The sequence below is a fragment of the Pseudomonas serbiensis genome (assembly GCF_030580745.1).
GTDB lineage: Bacteria > Pseudomonadota > Gammaproteobacteria > Pseudomonadales > Pseudomonadaceae > Aquipseudomonas > Aquipseudomonas serbiensis.
Genome location: NZ_JAUQOO010000007.1, coordinates 241,589 through 264,943, shown reverse-complemented (window position 1 = coordinate 264,943; position 23,355 = coordinate 241,589). Strand labels below are relative to the sequence as shown.

Genomic DNA, 23,355 nt, shown 5'->3' with positions numbered 1-23,355 from the left:
TAATCAACCAAACCTCTCCTGCCCCCAGGCAATAAAGGTCTCCAGCAACCCCTTCAATACCTCTTGGGTCGGCGCAGCAAGATCAGGGCGGTAATGGAAAGGGGCGAACTCTTCCATGTAGGTGCTCTGCGCCAGTTCCAGCTGTACGGCGTGGATATTGTTGGCCGGGTCGCCGTAATGGCGGGTGATATGGCCGCCCTTGAAGCGGCCATTGAGCACATGGCTGTAGTCCTTGGCCGCTGCACACAGGCTTTCCAGCCTGCCTGCCAGTTGCGGATCACAACTGGCACCGTTGAAGGTGCCGAGGTTGAAGTCCGGCAGTCGCCCGTCGAACAGATGCGGGACGTGGCCGCGAATGGAGTGGGCATCGAACAGCAGCGCATAACCGAACTCATCGCGCAGGCGTTGCAGCTCTTGCTCCAGGGTCTGGTGGTAAGGTACCCAGATCTGTTGCAGGTAGCTGGCGCGCTCGGCCGCGTCGGGTTCCTGGCCGTCCTTGAACAGCGGCACGCCGTCGAACAGGATCGAAGGAAACAGCCCGGTTGTCGCACCGGCATACAGCGGTTTGTCGTCGGACGGGCGATTGAGGTCGATGACGAAGCGCGAATACTCGGCAGCCAGGGTGCTGGCCCCCAGTTCGGCGGCGAAGTCGTACAGCTGCGGGATGTGCCAGTCGGTATCCGGCAGGCTCAAGGCTTCGTCCACCAGCCCGGCTTCGACTGCCGGTGTCAGCTTCAAGCCGGCATGAGGCATGCTGATCAGCAGCGGGACCCGGCCACGCTTGAATGTCAGAACGTTATCCACAGGGCTCTCCTTCAGATCGATGATTCGACGCCGTGGCGCACGATACGTTTGTCCAGATCGCCGCCCAGCCAGTAGGCCAGATCGGCAGGGCGTTCGATGTTCCAGGCGACGAAGTCCGCTACCTTGCCGGTTTCCAGCGAGCCATGGGTTTTATCCAGGCCCAGTGCTTTCGCGGCATTGAGGGTGACGCCCGCCAGGGCTTCTTCAGGCGTCATGCGGAACAGTGTGCAGGCCATGTTCAGCATCAGGCGCAGTGACAGGCCGGGCGAGGTACCGGGGTTCATGTCGGTGGAGATGGCGATAGGCACGCCATGCTTGCGCAGGGCTTCCATCGGCGGCAACTGGGTTTCGCGCAGAAAGTAATAGGCGCCCGGCAGTAGCACGGCGACGGTTCCGGCAGCAGCCATGGCAATGGCATCGTCTTCGGTCATGAACTCCAGATGGTCCGCCGACAAGGCCTGATAACGCGCCGCAAGGCTTGAGCCGCCCAGTGACGAAAGCTGTTCGGCGTGGAGTTTCACCGGCAAGCCCAGTTGCTTTGCGGTGATGAACACCTGCTCGACCTGAGCTGGCGAAAACGCCAGGTACTCGCAGAACGCATCCACGGCATCCACCAGACCTTCCTCGGCCAGCGCCGGAAGCATTTCGTCGCAGATATGCCGGATGTAATCGTCGGCGCGGTCAGCGTATTCCGGGGGCAGGGCGTGGGCAGCCAGGCATGTGCTGCGCACGGTGACGGGCAGGCTGCTGCCCAGGCGACGGATCACCTTGAGAATCTTGCGTTCGCTTGGCAGATCCAGGCCGTAGCCGGACTTCATCTCTACCGTGGTCACGCCGTCGCGAAGCAGATGCTTCAAGCGCCGCTCGGCACTGGCGAACAGTTCGTCTTCGCTGGCCGCTCGTGTTGCCCGCACGGTGCTGGCAATGCCGCCACCCGCAGCGGCGATGTCGGCATAGCTCACACCTTGCAGGCGCTGCTCGAATTCACCGCTGCGATTGCCACCGAACACCGTATGGGTGTGGCAATCGATGAGGCCCGGAGTAACCCAGGCGCCGCCCAGGTCTACGGTGCTGCCAAAATCTGTTTCCGAGAGCTGATTGTGAGGCCCGATCCAGTGGATGAACTCTCCAGAGGTCACGATGGCGGCATCCTCGATGATCGAGTAGTTGCCTTGCGCCATGGTTGCGATGTGACAGTTCTTCCAGAGTGTTGTCATCCCGGGCCTCCTTGGGTCATTGGGTGTTTTTGGTATGTCTGGGTTTTATCCACAGGTAGTAGGCGATAACCAGCAGCACAATCCAGATCGCGCCGACGATCAGCGCAGCCCGGTTGTTCGGGAAATAGCCCAGCACGCCGAAGATGAACAGCATGAAGACGATGGCGGCAGCCGGCCCATAAGGCCAGAACGGCACCGGGAACTTCAGTTGTGCGACTTCTTCGGGGTTCATGGAACGGCGCATGGCGACCTGGGTCAGCAGGATCATCAGCCATACCCAGACCGTGGCGAAGGTGGCCAGCGAAGCGATGAGCAGGAAGACGTCCTTCGGGATCAGGTAGTTGAGGAGCACGCCAGCCAGCAGCGTCACGCCCATCACCACGACCGTCATCCATGGCACGCCCTGACGCGACAGCCTGGCGAAACCGGCAGGTGCCTGACCTTCAAGCGCCATGCCATACATCATGCGGCCTGCGCCGAAGATGTCGCTGTTGATCGCTGACACCGCTGCCGAGATCACCACGATATTGAGAATGGTCGCTGCCGAGGCGATGCCCAGATTGTCGAAAATCTGCACGAACGGGCTGCCTTGGGTACCGATCTGCGGCCATGGGTAGATGGACATCAGCACAAACAGCGTCAGGACGTAGAACAATAGAATGCGCAGCGGCACGGCATTGATGGCCTGTGGCAGCGTGCGTTGAGGATTCTTGGCTTCGCCGGCCGTGATGCCGATGATTTCGATGCCGCCAAAGGCGAACATCACCACTGCCAGCGAGGCGATCAGGCCGCCAATGCCATTGGGCATGAAGCCGCCGTGGGTCCAGAGGTTGCTGATGCCGATGGTGTTGTCACCGCTGGATGAGCCAATGCCGAACAGCATGATGCCGAAACCTGCGACGATCATCGCCACGATGGCGCCGACCTTGAGCAGCGATAGCCAGAACTCGGTTTCACCGAAGACCTTGACGTTGCACAGGTTGAGCGCGCCGATCAGGAACACGATGCCCAGCACCCAGATCCAGCGTGGCACTTCCGGGAACCAGAAGCCCATGTAGATCCCGAACGCGGTGACATCGGCCAGGCAGACGATGATCATCTCGAAAGCGTAGGTCCAGCCCAGCACGAAACCCGCCAGAGGGCCGAGGTAGCGGCTGGCGTAATGGCTGAACGAGCCGGAGGTCGGGTTATGCACGGCCATCTCGCCAAGGGCGCGCATGACCATGAAGACCGCCGCGCCGCCGATCAGGTAAGCCAGCAGAACCGCAGGCCCCGCTTGCTGAATCGCGGCGGCGGAACCATAGAACAACCCTGTGCCGATGGCAGAGCCCAGAGCCATGAAGCGAATGTGGCGGGCGGATAACCCGCGTTTCAAACCATCTTTTGACGTCATTTCCGTCCATCTCATTACTGGGTATGGCAAATAGCTGCGAGAACACCTGCTTTCGGCTTCCCGCAGCGAACTACCATTGCGAGCCCTGCCAGGCTCGCGGTACATCACAGACTGGGTAGCAGACGTGCAGGAACCAACTGGTTCAGGCAAGTTGAGGACAACAGCTGGCTGGCAGCTTCTATGTCCGGTGCAAAAAAACGATCCTTCTCATAGGGCGGTACTTTGCTGCGCAGCGCGGCACGGGCCTGCTCCAGTTTCGGAGAGGTTTTAAGGCCGTTGCGCAAGTCCAGACCCTGGCATGCAGCCAGCCATTCTACGGCAAGAATCCCGCGAACGTTTTCTGCCATTTCCCATAACCGCTTGCCGGCTGCCGGAGCCATGGAAACATGGTCCTCCTGATTGGCTGAAGTCGGCAGGCTGTCGACGCTGTGTGGATGGGCCAAAGCCTTGTTTTCACTGGCCAGGGCGGCAGCGGTGACCTGGGCGATCATGAAGCCGGAGTTGACCCCGCCGTTGGCCACCAGGAAGGGCGGCAACTGCGACATGTGCTTGTCCATCATCAGCGAAATGCGGCGTTCGCTCAGGGAACCGATTTCCGCGATGGCCAGCGCCAGGTTATCGGCGGCCATGGCAACCGGTTCCGCGTGGAAGTTGCCGCCGGAGATCACATCGTTTTCGGCAGCGAATACCAGCGGGTTGTCGGAGACGGCGTTGGCTTCGATCTCCAGCACTTCGGCAGCCTGACGCAACTGGGTCAGGCAGGCACCCATGACCTGTGGCTGGCAGCGCAGCGAGTACGGGTCCTGAACCTTGTCGCAGTTGCGATGGGACTCGGACACTTCGCTGCTTTCCCCCAACAGGTCGCGATAGCAGGCTGCTGCATCGATCTGACCGCGCTGACCGCGAGCGGCATGGATGCGGGCGTCGAAAGGCGAGCGCGAACCGAGCACGGCTTCCACGGTGAGGGCGCCGCAGGCCATGGCTCCGGCGAACAGGTCTTCACCCTCGAACAGGCCGCGCAGTGCGAACGCGGTGGAAACCTGCGTTCCGTTGAGCAATGCCAGACCTTCCTTGGCAGCCAGAGTCAGCGGTTTCAGGCCTGCAACTTCAAGCGCATCGACGGCATCGAGCCATTCGCCTTTGTAGCGAGCCTTGCCTTCGCCCAGTAGCACCAGAGACATATGGGCCAGTGGCGCGAGGTCACCGGAAGCACCGACCGAACCCTTGAGCGGGATATGCGGATAGACCTCGGCATTGATCAGGGCGATCAAGGCATCGATCACCAGACGCCGGATACCGGAGAAACCACGGCTCAGGCTGTTGACCTTGAGCACCATGATCAGGCGCACCAGATCGTCGCTGATCGGCTGCCCGACACCGGCGGCATGGGACAGCACCAGAGAGCGTTGCAGGTTTTCCAGGTCCTCGCTGGCAATGCGGGTCGAGGCCAGCAGGCCGAAACCGGTGTTGATGCCATAGGCCGTGCGGTTCTCGGCGAGAATGCGCTCCACACAGGCCACGCTGTCTTCGATCTGCTGATCGGCGCTGCTATCGAGCTTCAGCGTTACCGGTTGCTGATAGATTGCACGCAGTTGCGCCAGGGTCAGTTGGCCCGGGATCAGATTCAATGACTTGGCAGATGGTTTGGTCACGATGCAGCTACTCCTTGATTGATGTCAGGCGACTGCTTTTTTGCAGCGCGTCGCCTTGCAGCCCTGTTGTCATGGGGTTGTCGTCTGTTCACGACAGTGCCGGAAAATCCTCTCCAGCACTTCTTCGTTCTTGAGTACGGCTACGCTGCTGGCAATATCCGGGGCCAGCCAGCGGTCTTCGTCGTAAGCGGGGATCTGCTCGCGCAGCGCGCGCCAGGCCATGCCGGTACCTGCCCCGAAACGCTGTTGTTTGAGAAACTCGAACGCCTGGGCCGCCAGCAGGTATTCGATGCCCAGAATCTGCGTCGCGTTGCCCAGTACCTTGTGCAGCTTCAAGGCAGCGCTGGTGCCCAGGCTCAGATGATCTTCCTGCAAGCCCGAGGTGACATAGTTATCGACCACCGCCGGTTGTGCCATCTGGCGGTTTTCTGCGCACAGCGAAGCGGCCACGTACTGGACGATCATCATCCCCGAATTGACGCCCGGCTGGCTGACCAGAAAAGCCGGCAAGCCGCTGACGGCCGGGTTGATCAGCCGATCCAGACGCCGCTCGGCAATCGAGCCCAGCTCCGCAACCGCCATGCACAGCAGATCTGCCGCCATGGCGACTGACTGGCCGTGCGGGTTGGCTTGCGACACCACGCGGTAATCCTCTGGAGTGCCCAGCAGCAAGGGGTTATCGGTGACTGCATTCAGCTCGGTTTCGACCTGCCTGATCGCGTGGGCCAGTTGGTCCCGCGTTGCGCCATGCACTTGTGGTATCGAACGAATGCTCAGTGCATCCTGGGTACGAATGCCTTGGCTGCTGGCGAGAACTTCGCTGCCCGCCAGCAGGCTGCGCAGGTTCTTGCCGACCTGTTGCATACCCGGATGTGGTTTGAGAGCGATGATGGTTTCATCGAAGGCATCGAGCTGGCCGCGCAGTGCTTCAAAGGTCATGGCACCGATCACGTCTGCCCATTGTGTCAGGCGCGTGGCGTCGGCAATGGCCAGACAGCTCAGGCCGGTCATGCAGGGTGTACCGTTGACCAGACACAGCCCGTCCTTGGCACCCAGCTCGACGGGGGACAGGCCTTCTTCGCTCAATGCCTGCTGCGCCGAAATGATCTGCCCGCGATAACTGACCTGACCCACACCCAGCAGCGCAATGCCGACGTGCGCCATATGGGTCAGATAACCCACCGACCCCTGCGATGGCACTTGCGGCGTGATGCCTTGATTGAGCAAGGCCAGCAGCGCTTGCACAACCTGTCTATGGATGCCGGACTTGCCCTGGCTGTAGTTGAGAATCGCGGCACAGATGATGGCCCGCGTCTGCTCGTCGGGCAGTGGTGCGCCTACGCCACAGGCATGGCTGAGCAATGTGTTGCGCGACAGGCGACTGAGTTGTTCGTCTGCCAGTGAGACATTGCACAGCGCACCGAGGCCGGTATTCACACCGTAAGCCCGTTCGCCGCTGGCAACGATGCGCTGGACGATGGCCTGGGCATTGTCGATGCGCGCCCAGGCCTGCTCCGACAGTATCAGGTGCGCGCCATCACGAGCCACGGCCACCACGTCCTGCCAGCCTGTCGGGGCATCACCGAAAACAATCTGTCTGGCTCGTGACATCGACACCATCCTTAAAGAGTGACTGCGCGCCGTTGCACGAAGCGATCAACGTAATCGTCGGCGGGCGAGTGAAGGATTTCCTTGGGCGTTCCGACCTGAATCAGGCGGCCATCCTTGAGAATCGCGATCCGGTTGCCGATACGCACGGCTTCGTCCAGGTCGTGGGTAATGAACACGATTGTTTTCTTCAGCGTCGATTGCAGCTCCAGCAACTGGTCCTGCATCTCGGCGCGGATCAGCGGATCGAGAGCGCTGAACGCTTCATCCATCAGGATGATGTCGGTGTCGGCCGCCAGTGCCCGTGCCAGACCAACGCGCTGACGCATGCCGCCAGAGAGCTGATGCGGGTATTTGTTCTCGTAGCCTTTGAGGCCCACGGTGGTGATCCAGTGTTGCGCACGCTCCTGGCAGAGCGCTTTGCTCTCGCCGCGCACCTTCAGGCCGTACGCCACGTTGTCCAGCACACTCTTGTGCGGCAGCAGGCCGAAGCTCTGGAACACCATGCTGATCTTGTGACGACGGAATTGGCGCAGGGCTTCCATGTCGTACCGCAGGATATCTTCGCCATCCACCAGAATCTCGCCACTGGTAGGATCGATCAGGCGATTGAAATGGCGCACCAGCGTCGATTTGCCCGAGCCCGACAATCCCATGATGACGAATATCTCGCCGCTACCGATCGACAGCGACAGGTCGTTGACGCCGACCACACAGCCGGTCTGGGCCAGCACCTGATCCTTGCTCTTGCTCTGTTGCACCATCGCCAGCGCTTCTTTCGAGCGGCTGCCGAATATCTTGAACACGTTTTTGACGACGATTTTGTTCGGTTCCAGGCTCATTATTTGCTCGCCTCATGCCGTGGGCGGCCATAGGCCTGCGTGATGCGGTCGATGACAACCGCCAGAATGACAATGGCCAGACCGGCTTCCAGGCCGCGCCCGACATTGAGGGTCTGGATACCCACCAGAACGTCCTCGCCCAGACCTCGGGCACCGATCATCGAAGCAATCACGACCATCGACAGCGCCATCATGGTGGTCTGGTTGATCCCGGCCATGATGCTTGGCATCGCCAGTGGCAGTTGCACGCCGAACAGTTGTTGCCAGCGATTGGCACCAAAGGCGTTGATCGCCTCCATCACCTCGCCATCGACCTGACGGATACCCAGGTCGGTCAGACGAATCAGCGGCGGCGCGGCGTAAATCACGGTAGCGAAGATCGCCGGGACCTTGCCCAGGCCGAACAGCATCAGCACCGGGATCAGGTAAACGAAGCTGGGCATGGTTTGCATGATGTCCAGCAGCGGCATCAGCACCGAGCGCAGGCGGTTGCTGCGTGCCGAAAGAATGCCCAGAGGAATGCCGATCAACACCGCGATGAACGTGGCGACCAGCATCAGCGCCAATGTCTGCATCAGCTTGTCCCACAGCCCGACAGCGCCGACGAGGAACAGCAGGCCGACAATCAATGCGGTGGTGACGATTTTCCGGGTCGCATGCCAGGCAATGCCGCCGACGACCATCAGCACCAGCCACCAGGGTGCCATACGCAGCAGGCTTTCCAGATTGACGATGGCCCACAGCAAGGTATCGGAGATGTGCCGGAACACATCGCCGTACTCGGTGACCAGCGCATCAACCCCGTCGTTGACCCAGTTGGCAATGGAGAAGGTAAAACTTTCGGGAAACATAAGGTGCTCTCGATCAAGTTGTCAGGCACAGCACTGTCGCCTGTGCCTGCGCAGATAATCTGCTCCGGGGTTTACAGAGAGGCCTCAACCTTTTTCGCAGCGTCTTCGCTGACCCACTTGTGCCAGACTTCCGGGTGTTCCTTGAGGAAAATCTTCGCCAGTTTCGGCGATTCGATCCGCTCCTTGGCCATGCGTCCCAGGTTCTGGTTCAGCAGGTCGATAGGCAGGTTGACCTTCTCCAGTACGGCGACCAGTTCAGGTGCCTGTTCGTGGAAAGCCTTGGACACACCGACCTTGATATCGATGGTCTTGTTGACGCCTGGTTCTTCCAGACGAACCAGATCGACTTGCCCCATCAACGGAGTGGGCGACCAGTAATACGTCAGGATCGGCTCACCGCGCTTGTAGCTGGACAGAATAGCCGCGTCCAGTGCCGGGCCGGTGCCTGGGCGGAAGTTGGTGTACTTGCTTTCCAGGCCGTAGGTCTTGAGCATTTCGCTGTTTTCCAGCTCGCAGGTCCAGCCGGCGGGGCAGTTGTAGAAGCGGCCTTTGCCGGGTTCTTCCTGATCCCTGAACACGGCTGAGTATTGAGCCAGATCTGCGATTGACTTCAGGTTCGGTGCCTTGGCTTCCAGCTTGCGCCTGGCATCGCCTTCAATCACATAGCGCGGCACGTACCAGCCTTCGACTGCGCCGACCACGGGCGCGCCGACGCCTACGACTTTTCCAGCCGCTGCGGCCTTGTTCCAGACTTCGCTGCGGCCTATCCACTCTTCTGCGAAGATTTGAATGTCATTGGTGCTCAGGGCGTTTTCCATGGCTATGGAATTGCCCGGCAACGCATCCACGCTGCAACCGTAGCCTTTGCTCAGGACGACTTGAAGAATGTCGGTCAGCAACATCGCGCTTTCCCAGTTCAGACCGGCAAACTTGACCGGCTTGCCTGACTCGCACCACCCGGCCGCTTGACTTGCACCGGCGCTGACCAGCAGGCCAGCAGATACCAGAGTGGTTAACAGCGCTTTTTTCATTTTCATTGTCGATGCTCCAAAGCCTGAAAGGGATGACGGCAGCTTCAAGTAGGCATCCGGCCTGTGGGCGTTATCAGTGTCTATCCTGACTTTTTCGATGTGACGGCTCTGAGCCGCCACATCCATGGCAAATGCCCTTAACGCCCGATCATCGGCAGGTTCAAGCCCTGCTCTTTGGCGCAATCAATCGCTATCTGGTAACCGGCATCGGCGTGACGCATGACGCCTGTGGCCGGGTCATTGTGCAGAACGCGGGCAATGCGCTCGGCCGCTTCATCGGTGCCGTCGCAGACAATCACCATGCCCGAATGCTGAGAGAAGCCCATGCCGACACCGCCGCCATGATGCAGCGACACCCAGGTCGCACCGCTGGCGGTATTGAGCAGGGCGTTGAGCAGCGGCCAGTCGGATACTGCGTCGGAACCGTCCTGCATGGACTCGGTTTCACGGTTGGGGCTGGAGACCGAGCCGGAGTCCAGATGGTCGCGACCGATCACCACGGGAGCAGACAATTCGCCGCTGCGGACCATTTCGTTGAACGCCAGGCCGAGTCTGGCGCGCTGTCCCAGGCCGACCCAGCAGATACGTGCTGGCAAACCCTGGAAGCTGATGCGTTCGCGGGCCATGTCCAGCCAGTTATGCAGGTGCGCATCGTCCGGGATCAGTTCCTTGACCTTGGCATCTGTCTTGTAGATGTCCTGCGGATCGCCCGACAGGGCCGCCCAGCGGAAAGGGCCTACGCCGCGACAGAACAATGGCCGGATGTAGGCGGGCACAAAGCCGGGGAAATCGAAGGCATTGGCTACGCCTTCTTCCTTGGCCATCTGACGGATGTTGTTGCCGTAGTCGAAGGTTGGAATACCTGCTTTCTGGAACGCCAGCATGGCTTCGACGTGTTCGGCCATGGACTGTTTGGCCGCTTTGACGACGGCGGCCGGCTCGGTCAGCGCACGTGCGCGGTAGTCTTCCCAGCTCCAGCCTTTGGGCAGGTAGCCATTGAGCGGATCGTGAGCGCTGGTCTGGTCGGTGACCATGTCCGGGTGCACGCCGCGACGGACCATTTCCGGCAGGATTTCAGCAGCGTTGCCGCACAGGGCGATGGAGATGGCCTTGCCTTCGGCGGTGTAGCGGGCGATACGCGCCAGGGCGTCGTCCAGGTCGGTGGCTTGCTCATCGACGTAACGGGTCTTGAGACGGAAGTCGATGCGGCTCTGCTGGCATTCGATGTTCAGCGAACAAGCTCCGGCCAGTGTTGCGGCCAGCGGCTGTGCGCCACCCATTCCACCCAGGCCTGCGGTCAGCACCCAGCGGCCTTTCAGGCTGCCGTCGTAATGCTGACGACCGGCTTCGACGAAGGTTTCGTAAGTGCCCTGAACGATGCCCTGGCTGCCGATATAGATCCAGCTGCCTGCGGTCATCTGGCCGTACATGGCCAGACCTTTGGCATCCAGCTCGTTGAAATGCTCCCAGCTTGACCAGTGCGGTACCAGGTTCGAGTTGGCGATCAGCACACGCGGCGCATTGTTGTGAGTCTTGAACACACCGACCGGCTTGCCGGATTGCACCAGCAGGGTTTCATCATCGTTGAGCCGGGTCAGGCTCTCGACGATCTTGTCGTAGCACTCCCAGTTACGCGCCGCACGCCCGATCCCGCCATAAACTACCAACTCCTTCGGATTTTCGGCCACTTCAGGATCAAGGTTGTTCATCAGCATGCGCAGCGGGGCTTCGGTCAGCCAGCTCTTTGCTGTCAGTTGTGTGCCACGGGCAGCCCGCACTTCGACGTCACGATGGCGGGTCCAGTCTTGCTTGCGGTCTTGATTATTGTCGGTCACAAAAAAATCCTCAGCGATCAATCCAAACCAGCCCGATGACGGGCGAGTGGTGCCTGGCACTCAGGCGAATTCTGTCGGGTAGAGCGTGGGGTATTTATAACCTGTCTCTACTTGTACATACAAGCATATGCAATTGATAGACCAACTTTGTCTGCTGGCTGGTGCGTGGATGGGCCGGAGGCTGAAAACCTTTGTAAACCGTGGTGTTCAAGGTTTTTACGGTCATGTGAAGTTGTTGGGGATCAATGGATGGCTTGTGACGGGCGGGATGTTTTGCACGATTTTGGGGCGATGGGTAACAGTGGGGTGGAGTGTTTGCTTTGTGCTGGGGCCTTAATGGAGAAGGCCTTGGTCTCGGGAGTGTCTGTCAGGTGCGTTGCCAAGTGGTTTGATGGCAAAAAAGGCCCCCGGATTTCCATTCTCAATAAGCAAAAACTGCGTATCAATGCGCAGGTTTTGTAAGTTAAAAACCCTATATTTACTGGTTATAAATAGAATTAAAGGCTAGAGTGACCTTGCAGAATTTAGCTTTGCATGGGAGATAAGGTATGAAGCTTGAAGATCGCATGGGCCGCTCAATTAAGCAGCGTGAAAGCGTGGTCGTCTTGCGCTCGGACTTTACGAAAATGGGGAGTGACTCTCAGGTTGGGCGCGTGCTTGCTCGATTTGTGGAGAATGGGATTCTCATTCGTGTAAGCAAGGGGGCGTTCGCCAAGACCCGCATCAACAAGTTCACGGGCAAGCCAACCCCGGCTGGAACATTGGAAATGATCGCTGCAGAGCTTTTTCGCAAGCTCAATATTTATGTAGCGCCAAGTTCACTGGTAGAGGAGTACAACAGAGGCAAATCGACCCAGATTCCAATGGGAGCGACTGTCAACACTGGATCTCGACGCATCACGCGGAAAGTGACAGTAGGGAATAGCACCTTAAATTATGAAAAAAATTCCAGACGAGCTTAAGTCTGATATAGAGGACGCTGCGACTGCAGGAATGCTGGGAAACCTCCCTGCTGCCGTAGCCGAGAAAGACCAGCACATAACGGATGCACTGAGCGTTTTAGCCCAAATTCAAATCACGCACACCGCATATCAGAAGGATCGCCTGAAGGGGGATTCGAAGCCAAAATCAGTCACGTTGGCTACACGGTTAATCTTCGCTGGTGGCACCTGCCTTTCCAAAGCTCATGGTCTTATCGAAAGGATGTCCGAAGACATTGACATCAAGGTCATGCTGGAAGACGTACCTGAAGGCTATGCCCTGCCGAACGGATTCTCAGATCGAGCGCGTTTAGGTGAGTTACATCGAGAAGTTGGACGCCATTTGACGAAAATGGGCTTCGAGTATGTAGAGCACGACAACAAGGAAAACCCCGTATCGCGCGATAACCGACGCTACTATTGCCTGCTGGTTTCATACAGTGCGCATTTTCAGGATGTTTCTGGCGTGCTTCGTCCACAACTCAAGGTCGAACTCATTCATCGTCCTCCGATATTGGCCGCTGAAACCCGTGAAATGGGATACATGCTTGACGAGTTTGTCCCTCGCGCAACTCCTCACCGCTTTTCCATGACCTGTATCACAGTGGCAGAGACCTTGGCTGAAAAGGTGGTGTCGTTACTGCGCCGCTGCGCTTGGAGCTGGGATGGACGTCAACGTGGCGAATTTGACACTGCGCTGGTTCGTCACGTCTATGATGTCTGGCGTATCGTCGGCAGCCAGCCTGAAGCCATTGAGCCTGCATGCGAAATCTTCGCTGCGATAGTTCAAAAGGATGCGGAGGAGTTCAAGGGGCAGCATCCGGAGTTTGACCTGGCTCCCTACGCGGTGCTTCGGCGAAGCTTGGTCTGTGCAGCCACCCACAAGGGGATCAAAGCTGACTTTGACGATCGTCTAAAGCCATTGCTGTATGCCACTGACAAGCCGGATTTTGAAACTTGCTACGCCACTTTTGCTTCCGTCGCGGAACGATTCCTGAATCATGGCAGCATGGGGGAGGCCCCGTAAGTCATTGTGCTTTCTGATTTGCTGGACGGTGAGCAGATCGATAAAGGCAGTTACTTCCCTCCACCAACCTAATTTCTCAATACATCCCCCCAGATTTTAATTTGTCCCATGCACAGGCTGCGCGGCCTAATCGTGTCTTTAGGATGGCAAGGTCTTGTGATGGAAAACATTCGTGCTTCAACCACTCACGCTTTCTGGTTGATGGCCAGTGTCGTGTTGGTGGCGTTGAATCTTCGGCCCGGCATGGCGGCCATCGGGCCGCTTCTGTCGGCTATTCGGGGTGATATTCCCCTCAGTTTCAGCCTGGCCTCGCTGTTGACCATGTTGCCGGTGATGGCGATGGGACTCGGGATGTTTTTCGGGATGAGGCTGGCTCAGTCATTGGGCGAGCATCGGGCAATCGGGTTGTCGCTGCTAGTGATTGGTATCGCCAGTGCGTCCCGGCTGTCCATCGATGGCGCGTTGGAGTTGATCGTGAGTGCAGTCCTCTCTGGACTGGGGATCGCGATGATTCAGGCGTTGATGCCGGCCTTGATCAAGACCCGTTTCAAGGACAACGTGTCCCTGTTCATGGGCCTGTATGTCACCTCGATCATGGGCGGTGCTGCACTGGCGGCGTCGTTCTCGCCCTTCGTGCTCAAGCAGAGCGGTAGCTGGAAGGTTTCGTTGGCGATATGGGGTGTGCTCGCGTTGCTGGCGCTGGTCCTGTGGACGTTTCAACGCTCGGCGATTCCGGTCGTCGAAGCCGCTCCCAAAGGCAAAAGTGACTCGTTTTTCGGCAATCCACGCGCCTGGTTGTTGGCCGTGTTCTTCGGCCTTGGCACGGCTTCGTACACCTGTGTGCTGGCCTGGCTGGCACCTTATTACGTGGAAAGAGGCTGGAGCGAGCAGGACGCCGGGCTGGTGCTGGGCTTCCTGACTGCGATGGAGGTTCTGGCCGGTCTGGCGGTACCTGCGATGGTCAACCAGACCCGGGACAAACGTTGGGCATTGGCTGCCTTGCTGCTGTCGATCGTTGCCGGTTTCTGCGGCCTTATCCTGTCGTTCGATCACATGCCGTTGCTGTGGCCTTGCCTGCTGGGGCTGGGTATCGGCGGTCTGTTCCCCATGAGCCTGATCATCTCGATGGACCATATCGATAACCCCGTTCGCGCCGGTAGCCTGACCGCCTTTGTGCAGGGCATCGGCTACCTGATTGCGGCGCTGTCGCCTCTGCTGGCTGGCGTCATCCGTGACCAGTCGGGGAGTTTCGAGGGGGCGTGGTGGACGTTGACAGCGGTGATGGTGGTGATGATCGGGATTGTGTTGCGGTTCAATCCTCGCCAGTACAAGGAACGCATCCGTTGAAGGTGGAGCCGGTGCAGCAGGTTAAATCACCTTCACCGCCCGCCCGATAAACTGTATCGGTCCGGTCGGTTTACCAACAGGCGAGCCCGTGGACTTCTCCAGTGTCAGCTCGAACAACTGGTTATGTTGCAGCGGTGGCAATTTATCGAGCGGTATATGCAGGGTCTGGCCCGGTTTTACCAAGCCGAGTGATACCGGTCCTTGCCAGTCGTCAGCCTTGGTCCAGAACTCCAGGGCCTTGTCCGCAGGGACTTGGGTTTCGCCCAGTGGAATGAGCTGGATTTCCTGCGAGTTGCTGGCCTGGACGACCCAGCCAGGCGCCTTGTCCTGTGGGGCGACGAGTACGACCAGGTAGGACGGTGCCTGCGATGGCTGTATGAAAAGCATCGTGCCCAGCACCAGCGATGCGGCCAGTCCGGCACCGGCCAGCCCGCGCCAGATCGAAAGGCTGTCCCACCAGCGTGTACGTTGCGGTTCGCTTCTGTTGGCGGAGAGCCCGGTGATGCTGCGTTCGATACGGCTCCAGAGTCCCGGCTCAGGCGTCACAGGTTCGACCATTGCCGTCAGCGGCAGCAGGCGCTCTTCCCAGGCATCGACTGCGGCCTGCAAATCGGGCTCATGCGCCAGCCGGTTCTGGATGTCGATTCTTTGCTGAGCAGACAAGGTGCCGAGCACGTACTCGCCGGCCAGCTCATGGATGTTTTCATTTGTAGGCCGAGTCATCCCATACACTCCCGCAAAGCCGTAAGGCTGCGCTTGATCCAGGCTTTGACCGTACCCAAGGGCGCGCCGATTTTCTGCGCGATTTCCTGATGCGAGTAGCCGTCCACGTAAGCGTGAAAAACACAGTTGCGTCGCACCGGTTCAAGCTGTTCCAGGCAGAACTGAATCCGTCCCGGATTGACGCGCCAGTCAAAGGCATCACCGGTTTCCTGCCAGCCTTCAAGGGTGGCAGCTTCGTGGTGGTCCTCGCTGCCATCGTCTTCCAGGCGTACTTCCCGGGCATGGTTGCGCAGGCGATTGAGCGCCAGATGACGGGTCACGCTGAAAATCCAGCCGCGTGCCGAACCTCTTGCCTGATCGAAGCTTGCCGCATGGGTCCAGATCTTGAGGAATGCATCATGCACGATGTCTTGCGCCAGTGCGTTGTCACGCACGAGCCGCACGACGACGCCGAGCAGCCGGGCGCTTTCCTGTTGATAGAGACGCTGCAATGCCTGGCGCTCACCGCGGGCGCAGGCATGCAGCGTGGCTTCGTAGTCAAAGAGAGATTCGTGTGAAGACACGTCGATCCGCCATCAATGGATGATTGCTGCCTCGTTGACATCACAAGGCTCCCGCGCAGCAGCATAGACTACTGACTGCGCGGCACCCCATTGAATGGCTTTGATCACTTGCTGGCCCAGAAGATGTAGTCAGCCTGGTACTTGACCACTTCCTTCGCGCCCTTGTTGCTGGCCGAGCAGGCAGTGGCTGGTGCAACGCCGCCTTTCAGTGCCACGCGCTGGATGTAGGCCGTACCGGTCAGGGCACCTTTGCCTTCAGCCGGATTGGCCTTGACCAGTTGGTAAGGCAGGTTGCCCGCGCTGGAAGGTGCAACGGCCACTTGAGTGCCGGTCAGCTTGGAGCCGTCTTTGGATTCCCAGGTAGCCGGTGGGCCGTAGTAAGTGCCGACCTGTTTGCCGCTGCGATCATTGAGGACAGCTTTGGGGCCGACGAATACCCATTCGGTTTCGGTAGCAGAGTTGGCCTTGGCGCGGCATTCGTAAGTGATCTCGCCCACGCCGGTGGTTTCCAGAGTGATCTTGTGACCGTCCGGGACCCGTACGCTTTCGGGTAGGGAGGTCTGAGCCATGGCAACAGAAGTCAGGCAAGTGAGAGCCAGGGTACTACCTGCAAGGCAGAGCAAACGTTTTGCGTTCATGCAGAAAATCTCCAGATTGTTTAACCGCGCTCAGCAACTCGAAGTGGCTGCTGTATGTACTACCCGCGAGAAAACAATCTGGATGCAGTGATTTGAAAATATTTTTTCAGGGCCGACTGAAACGGCTGCGCAACAGCAGCACACCTGCAATCGCGGCAAACCCCGAACCCATGAGAACGCCGATTTTTACCTCGTCCACCAGATGCACTGCGCCGGGGAAAGCGAGGTTGCCGATGAACAGGCTCATGGTGAAACCGATGCCGCAAAGCAGCGCCACGCCATAGAGCTGCACCCAGTTGCTGCCTTGTGGCAGGACCGCAAGCCCGGCCCGGATCGCAAGCGCCGCAGCCAGGAAAACACCGATCTGCTTGCCGACGAACAGCCCCAGCGCTACCCCGAGCGGCACAGGGTCCAGCAGGTTTTCGGCGGAAATGCCTGAAAGCGAAACCCCCGCATTGGCGAATCCGAACACCGGCACGATGGCGAAGGCGACCCAGTAATGCAGCTTTTCTTCGAGAAACAGCAGTGGCGAGCGCGCTTCTTCCTCTGGCTTGCCCAAGGGAATGCACAGCGCCAGCGCAACGCCTGCCAGCGTGGCATGCACACCCGATTGCAGCACGAAGAACCACAGCAGCGCGCCCAGTATCAGGTACGGCAACAAGCGCCGCACCTTCAGGCGGTTCATCGCGATCAGTACCGCCAGTGTCGCGAAAGATGCCAGCAGCATGGGCAGATTCAGGCCCGAGCTGTAGAAGAAGGCGATGATGGTCACGGCCCCCAGATCGTCGAGAATCGCCAGCGCCGCCAGGAACACTTTCAGGGACGCAGGCACCCGGTTGCCCAGTAATGACAAAACCCCGAGTGCGAAAGCAATGTCGGTTGCCGCGGGTATCGCCCAGCCGCTGATGGTCTGCGGGTTGCCCCAGTTGATCGCTATATAGATCAACGCCGGGACCAGCATGCCGCCTGCCGCTGCAAAACCGGGCAGGGCGCGTTGTTCCCACGTGGCGAGCCCGCCGGCGAGTACTTCGCGTTTGATTTCCAGGCCGACCATCAGAAAGAAGATCGCCATGAGCCCGTCGTTGATCCATAGCTCGACGGAAAGCCCCAGCCAGACGCTATGCAGAATGGCGAAGTAGCCGGGAGCCAGAGGTGAGTTGGCAACGATCAGTGCAGCCAGCGCCGCGCCCATCAGGACAATGCCGCCTGCCGATTCCGATGACAGGAAGCTGGCCAGAATGGCAACGGCTCTAGGTGTTTCCTTTGGAGGGAATTGGGTCATGCTCGTCCTTGAAACAGGATCTTGATTTGGCGGGTCAAGCGCGCAAGGCGCTCAACTCGATGAGGCAGCAGCGGCTGGCGCTGGGTGCTTGCAACTCGATTTCCAGCAGGCCGCCTGGGTTGTCCACTTGCAGGCAGTCGTTTCTGCCAAGGATTTCCCAGGGGTCTTCATTCACGCTGACGCCGATCTGCTCGGCAACGCTGAACAGCAAAAAGGTGCTGGCGCAACTGAATATTCGTTGTGGCTGGCGTACGTCGATCCAGTGCAGGCGAGCGCTGTAACGCTGTGGAGCATAGATCAGGTTGAAATCACGAATAGGGCCGTCGAGCAGGGCGCAACTGACCTGGCTGTCACCGCTGAAGGCCAGCGGGTCGGTTGGCAGCAAGGGGCGGCTGGTGACACCGTCTATATCCAGCGTCATGCCGGCGCCCTGAATCACCGAGATGATTCGCTGATAACCGGCAAACACCGAAAAGTCGCCAGACGTTTCGATATCGGCAATCGACAGGCGCCAGCCGAAGCCTTCCAGATCCTGCCCGCCATCGCGAGCAATTTCTTCGGTGCTGCCGCCGCCGTTTTTCCAGGGCATGCGAGGGTAATCGATGGCGCGCAGGGTTCTGGTCCGGGTCATTTGGTGAAGCGTCCTTCCAGGCGATGGCGGGAGCCGGGGTGAATCAGGCGAGCGGCGGTAACCGGCTGACGTCCTGACCATGTCCGACGGCGAATCAGCAGGCATGGCTCGCCTGCATCGATTTGCAGCAACTGGCACTCGTCGGCGTCGGCCAGTATCGCTTCGACCACATGCTCGCCCTCGGTCAGCGGCGCGACTTGCGACAGATAGGCGTAAGGCGTCTGCCGGGTAAAGTCCTGCTTGAGGTAGTCCGGTGCCACCTGTGCATTGACGAAGCGGTCTTCGATCTGCACCGGGATATCGTTTTCAAAGTGTACGATCAGTGAGTGAAACACCTTCTGGCCTTCGCGCATGTCCAGTGCCAGAGCCCGCTCGGAGCCGGCGGATTCTTCCTTGAGAATGATGACCTTGCAGGAGTGCCTGTGGCCTCGCGTGGCGATCTCGTCAGCGATGTTGTTGACTTCAAACAGTGCCGACTGGCTTTTGGGTTCAGCGACGAAAGTGCCGACGCCCTGCATGCGCACCAGCAGGCCTTCGGCGGTCAGCTCGCGCAAGGCCCGGTTGATGGTCATGCGGCTGAAACCCAGTTGGGTCACCAGTTCGCTTTCCGACGGCACTCGATGATGCGGCGGCCAGGTGCCGTTCTGGATTTGCAGGGCAATCATCTGTTTGACGCGGGCATAGAGCGGTGCCGGACTTTCGCCCATCTGGGATGCCAAGGTGGAAGAGGCGGGTGGAGTCGGCACGTGCGGGTCCTTGTTCTGGGTGGTTCAGCTACGAAATAGCGCCCAAGCTAACCATTAACCTACGGTACGGCAAGCGTGCGAAGGTTTACCGGGCATCAAAACGTCTGTATATGTATATACAAATTACAGTGATGAGGTTTGAAGTCAATGCCAGCCTTCTTTGCCGAGCGCGCATTACTACCCGGTGGTTGGGCCGATAATGTCCGTCTGGAGGTCAGTTCTGATGGTTTGTTGAGTTCGGTGCAGGCCAATGCTGACCGGCAGGGCGCCGAGTCTGTCAGCGGTCCGTTGCTGCCTGGCATGCCGAATCTGCACTCCCATGCCTTCCAGCGGGCGATGGCCGGGCTGGCGGAGGTGGCGGGCAACCCCAGCGACAGTTTCTGGACCTGGCGCGACCTCATGTATCGTCTTGTCGGGCAGATCAGTGCGCCGCAGGTGGGTGTCATCGCCCGACAGCTCTATATCGAAATGCTCAAGGGCGGTTACACCTCGGTTGCAGAGTTTCACTACGTCCATCAGGACACCAATGGCAAGCCTTATGCCGACCCTGCCGAACTGGCCTTGCAGATCAGCCAGGCCGCCACTTCAGCGGGCATCGGCCTGACCCTGCTGCCGGTGCTCTACAGCCATTCCGGGTTTGGTGGGCAAGCGCCGAACGAAGGGCAACGCCGGTTTATCCACAGCACCGACAGCTATCTTGATTTGCAGGACCGCCTCAAGCCGGTCATTGCCAGTCAGGCGTCCCAGAGTCTTGGTCTTTGCTTTCACTCGTTGCGCGCCGTTACTGCGCAACAGATCAGCGACGTGTTGGCAGCCAGCGATCGGCAGTGTCCTGTACACATCCATATCGCCGAGCAACAAAAGGAAGTCGATGACTGCCTGAGCTGGAGTGGCCGACGCCCGTTGCAATGGTTGTATGAAAACGTAGCCGTGGATCCGCGCTGGTGTCTGGTGCATGCGACCCATGCCGAACCGGATGAAGTCAGCCTCATGGCGAAAAGTGGCAGCGTGGCGGGTTTGTGCCTGACAACCGAAGCCAACCTGGGCGATGGCATCTTCCCCGCAGTGGATTACATCGCTCAGGGCGGACGCTGGGGCATTGGCTCGGACAGCCATGTTTCGCTCAGTGTGGTCGAAGAACTCCGCTGGCTGGAATATGGCCAGCGCCTGCGAGACCAGCGCCGCAACCGGCTCTATCGCAGCGATCAACCGATGGTGGGCCGGACCCTGTTCGATGCAGCACTGGCGGGTGGCGCACAGGCCTTGGGACAGAAGATCGGCAAGCTTGAAGCCGGGCATCGCGCAGACTGGCTAGTGCTGGATGGCTCAGACCCGTATCTGGCAACCGCATCCGGCGATACGATCCTCAACCGCTGGCTGTTTGCGGGCGCTGATCGTCAGGTTCGCGATGTAATGGTCAATGGCCGCTGGGTGGTGCGCGAAGGGCGGCATGCGGGAGAGGAAGAAAGCAGCCGGGCGTTTGCGCAGGTGCTTCGGGAGTTGCTGGGGTAGGAGTGAATTTATTCACGAAGGGGTCTCGAGACCCCTCCATGGATGCAGATCACTTGCCGATCTTTGAATCACTCTCCCGCCAGATCAACCGGCTGGTGTCATACCCCTGCTGGCGCGCCTTGCTCAGCATCTCCTGCTTGACCGACTCCGTCACGGTGGGTGTGCGGGACAGCAGCCACAGGTACTTGCGATCAGGGTTGCCGACCACGGCGGTCTTGTAGTCGTCACCGATGGCCAATACCCAATAATCGCCCTTGGCCAGGCCCGGCAGCAGTCGCGAGAACCAGTTGTCGAAAACCACCCACAGTTTGTCGGTCTTGCCCGGTACTTGTGGGGAAGCGGTGCCTGTCGCTTCCTGCCATTCTCCTTCGGCCGTGCGGCAGCGGTTGGTCACGGCGATATTGCCGTCAGGCTTGAGTGTGTAATGGGCTTCGGACTGTGCGCAGTTGCGCTGGAAGAACATCGGCAGCCGTGCCAGCTCATACCAGGTGCCCTGATAGCGGTTGAGATCAACGCTGTCGACGGTTTTTGGATCGAGATTGTCAGCCGAATGGGCGAAGCCAATGGCCAGGAAGCTGGCCATGACAAGAATGCCAAAGCGTAGAAGTAGCTTGATCATGGGTTATTTCAGACCTTGGCCCGAGAATATGAGTACTTTGTCACCAGCGTACTGCACGCTGATAAAGGTTTTCTGGTCGCCCCATGTGCAACTGGACATCCCCAGTGCGCCCGAGCATTCAGTCGGGCTGCCCAGCAGATTTTCGACCTGCGCCTTGGGCATGCCAGCGGAAAGTTTTGAGTAGTTTTCCTGAGTGATTTTGCTGCAGGCAGCCAGCAGCACGCAAAACGACAGTAACGCTAGAGAGCGCAAAGACATGGATGAAGCTCCTGAACGGAAGGGGGCTGCGTCGCAGCAACAGGCTCTCTGACCCAATGCTGGCGCAATGCCGAAAGCTTAGAAGAGAAAACCGCGATCTGGTTCCCTTGGGGCAGGATGTTCGATGTGTGGAGCTTCGCGAAAGCTCTTAAAACCTTGAGCCGGGCTCTTGGAGAAACTCGATCTCTTCATCGGTCGAAGCTCGGCCGAGAATTTCGTTGCGATGGGGAAAGCGACCGAACCGGGCGATGACTTTCTGGTGACGCTCAGCGTAATCCAGGCTGTGATTGAAATAATCGCGATCTGTGGCAGGGAGCAGCGGTAGTAGTTTGCTGAAGCAGGCGATGGCCTGGTCCTGCACATCCAGGTTTTCGCTGTGTTCCAGCACCAGATAGATGAAGGTGCGCTCCAGCGGTTCCAGATGCTGGTCCCGGCCCAGTTTCAGGCCGTGTTGCACCAGTGCCTGGGCGCGTTGATCGCCAGCGAATGCCTTGGGCGTATCGCGATGGATCATGCGCGGCAGTTGATCGAGCAGCAGGACCAGTGCCAGCCAGCCCTTGGGGTTTTCTGCCCATTCCTTGAGGCCGCCCGACAAGGCCTGCTCGACCAGAACACCGAAGCGCTTGCGGGCTTCGGTGTCATTGTCCGGATTCTTGCCGAACCAGAGCGGTTCCCTGGCTTTCACCACTTCGCTGGCTGACTCGGCAGAACCGAACCACCATTGCAGCAGAGGCAGCCAGGGAGCGGACATGGTCTTATTCCTTGTGGTACGCCGTGGCGCGCTCGACTTCTTCTTTGGAACCCAGGAAAACGGCTACACGCTGGTGCAGGCCTTCAGGCTGGATGTCGAGGATGCGCTGATGGCCGTCGGTGGATGCACCGCCTGCCTGCTCGACCAGGAAGGACATCGGGTTGGCTTCGTACATCAGGCGCAGTTTGCCCGGCTTGGAAGGCTCACGGCTGTCGCGTGGGTACATGAACAGGCCGCCACGGGTCAGGATGCGGTGTACGTCTGCGACCATCGCCGCGACCCAGCGCATGTTGTAGTTCTTTTTCAGCGGGCCTTCTTCGCCAGCCAGCAATTCGTCGACGTAGCGTTGTACCGGCGCTTCCCAGTGACGCTGGTTGGACATGTTGATCGCGAACTCCTGAGTGGACTCCGGGATCTTGATGTCTTCGTGGGTCAGCACGAAGCTGCCCATTTCGCGGTCCAGGGTGAAGCCTTTGACGCCATTGCCCAGGGTCAGGATCAGCATGGTCTGTGGACCATAGATGGCATAACCGGCGGCTACCTGCTCGGTGCCCGGTTGCAGGAAGGCCTTTTCGTTCAGGGCTTCGTTCTGGCTCAGGTATTCGTTAGGGCAACGCAGTACCGAGAAGATAGTGCCGACCGGGGCGTTGATATCAATGTTGGAAGAGCCGTCCAGCGGGTCGAATACCAGCAGGTAGGCGCCTTTCGGGTATTTGCCCGGAATCTGGTAGGCATTGTCCATTTCTTCGGACGCCATGCCGGCCAGGTGACCGCCCCATTCGTTGGCTTCAAGCAGGATTTCGTTGGAAATCACGTCGAGCTTTTTCTGCACTTCACCCTGTACGTTTTCGGTGCCCATGCTGCCCAGTACGCCACCCAGCGCGCCTTTGGAGACGGCATGGCTGATTTCCTTGCATGCTCGCGCCACTACTTCGATCAGGAAGCGCAGATCGGCAGGAGTATTGTTGCTGCGGGTCTGCTCAATCAAAAAGCGACTCAGTGTAACGCGGGACATGGATAGCTCCGAAAATGGGGGATGAAAAAA

The 23,355-nt window shown here is 59.1% G+C and carries 23 protein-coding genes; 4 read left to right on the top strand and 19 right to left on the bottom strand.

What is annotated here, in order from left to right; genetic code table 11:
• Positions 1-3: 3 nt before the first annotated feature.
• The 9 genes from hutG to hutU all read right to left on the bottom strand — a co-directional run bounded on the left by hutG (position 4) and on the right by hutU (position 11,233).
• Positions 4-804 (bottom strand): N-formylglutamate deformylase, encoded by an 801-nt coding sequence (gene hutG, locus Q6A51_RS11960; protein ID WP_304574872.1) that lies wholly within the window; start codon positions 802-804, stop codon positions 4-6.
• Positions 805-815: 11 nt separating this feature from the next.
• Positions 816-2,021: an imidazolonepropionase gene (gene hutI / locus Q6A51_RS11955; protein ID WP_304574871.1), complete on the bottom strand. Its 1,206-nt coding sequence runs from the start codon at positions 2,019-2,021 to the stop codon at positions 816-818.
• Between the two features lie 16 nt (positions 2,022-2,037).
• A complete protein-coding gene (locus tag Q6A51_RS11950; RefSeq protein ID WP_304574870.1) occupies positions 2,038-3,414 on the bottom strand; it encodes an amino acid permease in 1,377 nt (458 codons plus the stop codon).
• Positions 3,415-3,518: 104 nt separating this feature from the next.
• Positions 3,519-5,066, bottom strand: coding sequence for a histidine ammonia-lyase (gene hutH, locus Q6A51_RS11945; RefSeq protein ID WP_201018350.1), 1,548 nt, complete (start codon positions 5,064-5,066; stop codon positions 3,519-3,521).
• A 69-nt stretch (positions 5,067-5,135) separates the two neighbouring features.
• A complete protein-coding gene (locus tag Q6A51_RS11940) occupies positions 5,136-6,677 on the bottom strand; it encodes an HAL/PAL/TAL family ammonia-lyase (RefSeq protein ID WP_201018349.1) in 1,542 nt (513 codons plus the stop codon).
• An 11-nt stretch (positions 6,678-6,688) separates the two neighbouring features.
• Positions 6,689-7,516 carry a quaternary amine ABC transporter ATP-binding protein gene (locus tag Q6A51_RS11935; RefSeq protein ID WP_374063405.1) on the bottom strand — a complete coding sequence of 276 codons (828 nt, stop codon included), beginning with the start codon at positions 7,514-7,516 and terminating at the stop codon, positions 6,689-6,691.
• On the bottom strand, positions 7,516-8,367 hold the full coding sequence (locus Q6A51_RS11930) for an ABC transporter permease (protein WP_304574869.1): 852 nt from the start codon (positions 8,365-8,367) through the stop codon (positions 7,516-7,518). The genes Q6A51_RS11935 and Q6A51_RS11930 overlap by 1 nt, the downstream gene beginning before the upstream one ends.
• A gap of 71 nt (positions 8,368-8,438) precedes the next feature.
• On the bottom strand, positions 8,439-9,404 hold the full coding sequence (locus tag Q6A51_RS11925; RefSeq protein WP_201018347.1) for an ABC transporter substrate-binding protein: 966 nt from the start codon (positions 9,402-9,404) through the stop codon (positions 8,439-8,441).
• Positions 9,405-9,535: 131 nt separating this feature from the next.
• Positions 9,536-11,233, bottom strand: a complete 1,698-nt coding sequence (hutU, locus tag Q6A51_RS11920; protein ID WP_304574868.1) for a urocanate hydratase — start codon at positions 11,231-11,233, stop codon at positions 9,536-9,538.
• 548 nt (positions 11,234-11,781) lie between these two features.
• Between hutU and Q6A51_RS11915 the strand changes: the two genes are divergently transcribed.
• The 3 genes from Q6A51_RS11915 (at position 11,782) to Q6A51_RS11905 (ending at position 14,587) form a co-directional block, all read left to right on the top strand.
• Entirely contained in the window at positions 11,782-12,195 is a 414-nt protein-coding gene (locus Q6A51_RS11915; protein ID WP_201001420.1) for a DUF6088 family protein, read from the top strand.
• The gene (locus Q6A51_RS11910; protein WP_304574867.1) at positions 12,170-13,240 is read left to right on the top strand and encodes a nucleotidyl transferase AbiEii/AbiGii toxin family protein; all 1,071 of its coding nucleotides are present in this window, start codon (positions 12,170-12,172) and stop codon (positions 13,238-13,240) included. The genes Q6A51_RS11915 and Q6A51_RS11910 overlap by 26 nt, the downstream gene beginning before the upstream one ends.
• Before the next feature lie 159 nt (positions 13,241-13,399).
• Positions 13,400-14,587 (top strand): cyanate transporter, encoded by a 1,188-nt coding sequence (locus Q6A51_RS11905; protein WP_304574866.1) that lies wholly within the window; start codon positions 13,400-13,402, stop codon positions 14,585-14,587.
• Between the two features lie 21 nt (positions 14,588-14,608).
• Here Q6A51_RS11905 and Q6A51_RS11900 read toward each other — a convergent pair whose 3' ends face one another.
• From Q6A51_RS11900 to hutC, 6 genes are all read right to left on the bottom strand, one after another.
• Positions 14,609-15,310, bottom strand: a complete 702-nt coding sequence (locus tag Q6A51_RS11900) for an anti-sigma factor (RefSeq protein ID WP_201001425.1) — start codon at positions 15,308-15,310, stop codon at positions 14,609-14,611.
• Complete coding sequence (locus Q6A51_RS11895) at positions 15,307-15,873, bottom strand: sigma-70 family RNA polymerase sigma factor (RefSeq protein WP_122321717.1); 567 nt, start codon at positions 15,871-15,873, stop codon at positions 15,307-15,309. Before Q6A51_RS11895 ends, Q6A51_RS11900 begins: the two co-directional genes overlap by 4 nt.
• Positions 15,874-15,977: 104 nt before the next feature.
• On the bottom strand, positions 15,978-16,511 hold the full coding sequence (locus Q6A51_RS11890) for a DUF3455 domain-containing protein (RefSeq protein ID WP_122321715.1): 534 nt from the start codon (positions 16,509-16,511) through the stop codon (positions 15,978-15,980).
• 106 nt (positions 16,512-16,617) lie between these two features.
• Positions 16,618-17,793: a Na+/H+ antiporter NhaA gene (gene nhaA / locus Q6A51_RS11885; RefSeq protein WP_304574865.1), complete on the bottom strand. Its 1,176-nt coding sequence runs from the start codon at positions 17,791-17,793 to the stop codon at positions 16,618-16,620.
• 34 nt (positions 17,794-17,827) lie between these two features.
• On the bottom strand, positions 17,828-18,424 hold the full coding sequence (locus tag Q6A51_RS11880; RefSeq protein ID WP_304574864.1) for a HutD/Ves family protein: 597 nt from the start codon (positions 18,422-18,424) through the stop codon (positions 17,828-17,830).
• Positions 18,421-19,131, bottom strand: coding sequence for a histidine utilization repressor (gene hutC / locus Q6A51_RS11875; RefSeq protein ID WP_201001856.1), 711 nt, complete (start codon positions 19,129-19,131; stop codon positions 18,421-18,423). The genes Q6A51_RS11880 and hutC overlap by 4 nt, the downstream gene beginning before the upstream one ends.
• A gap of 186 nt (positions 19,132-19,317) precedes the next feature.
• Here hutC and Q6A51_RS11870 point away from each other — a divergent pair, with 186 nt between their 5' ends.
• Positions 19,318-20,682: a formimidoylglutamate deiminase gene (locus tag Q6A51_RS11870; RefSeq protein ID WP_304574863.1), complete on the top strand. Its 1,365-nt coding sequence runs from the start codon at positions 19,318-19,320 to the stop codon at positions 20,680-20,682.
• A gap of 49 nt (positions 20,683-20,731) precedes the next feature.
• On the opposite strand, the gene Q6A51_RS11865 is transcribed toward Q6A51_RS11870, so the two are convergent.
• The 4 genes from Q6A51_RS11865 to Q6A51_RS11850 all read right to left on the bottom strand — a co-directional run bounded on the left by Q6A51_RS11865 (position 20,732) and on the right by Q6A51_RS11850 (position 23,325).
• Positions 20,732-21,301, bottom strand: coding sequence for a lipocalin family protein (locus tag Q6A51_RS11865; RefSeq protein WP_304574862.1), 570 nt, complete (start codon positions 21,299-21,301; stop codon positions 20,732-20,734).
• A 3-nt stretch (positions 21,302-21,304) separates the two neighbouring features.
• Positions 21,305-21,559: an outer membrane protein assembly factor BamE domain-containing protein gene (bamE, locus tag Q6A51_RS11860; RefSeq protein WP_201001434.1), complete on the bottom strand. Its 255-nt coding sequence runs from the start codon at positions 21,557-21,559 to the stop codon at positions 21,305-21,307.
• Between the two features lie 148 nt (positions 21,560-21,707).
• A complete protein-coding gene (locus Q6A51_RS11855; RefSeq protein WP_304574861.1) occupies positions 21,708-22,310 on the bottom strand; it encodes a DUF924 family protein in 603 nt (200 codons plus the stop codon).
• Positions 22,311-22,314: 4 nt separating this feature from the next.
• Positions 22,315-23,325, bottom strand: a complete 1,011-nt coding sequence (locus Q6A51_RS11850) for a class 1 fructose-bisphosphatase (protein ID WP_201001436.1) — start codon at positions 23,323-23,325, stop codon at positions 22,315-22,317.
• Positions 23,326-23,355: the final 30 nt, after the last annotated feature.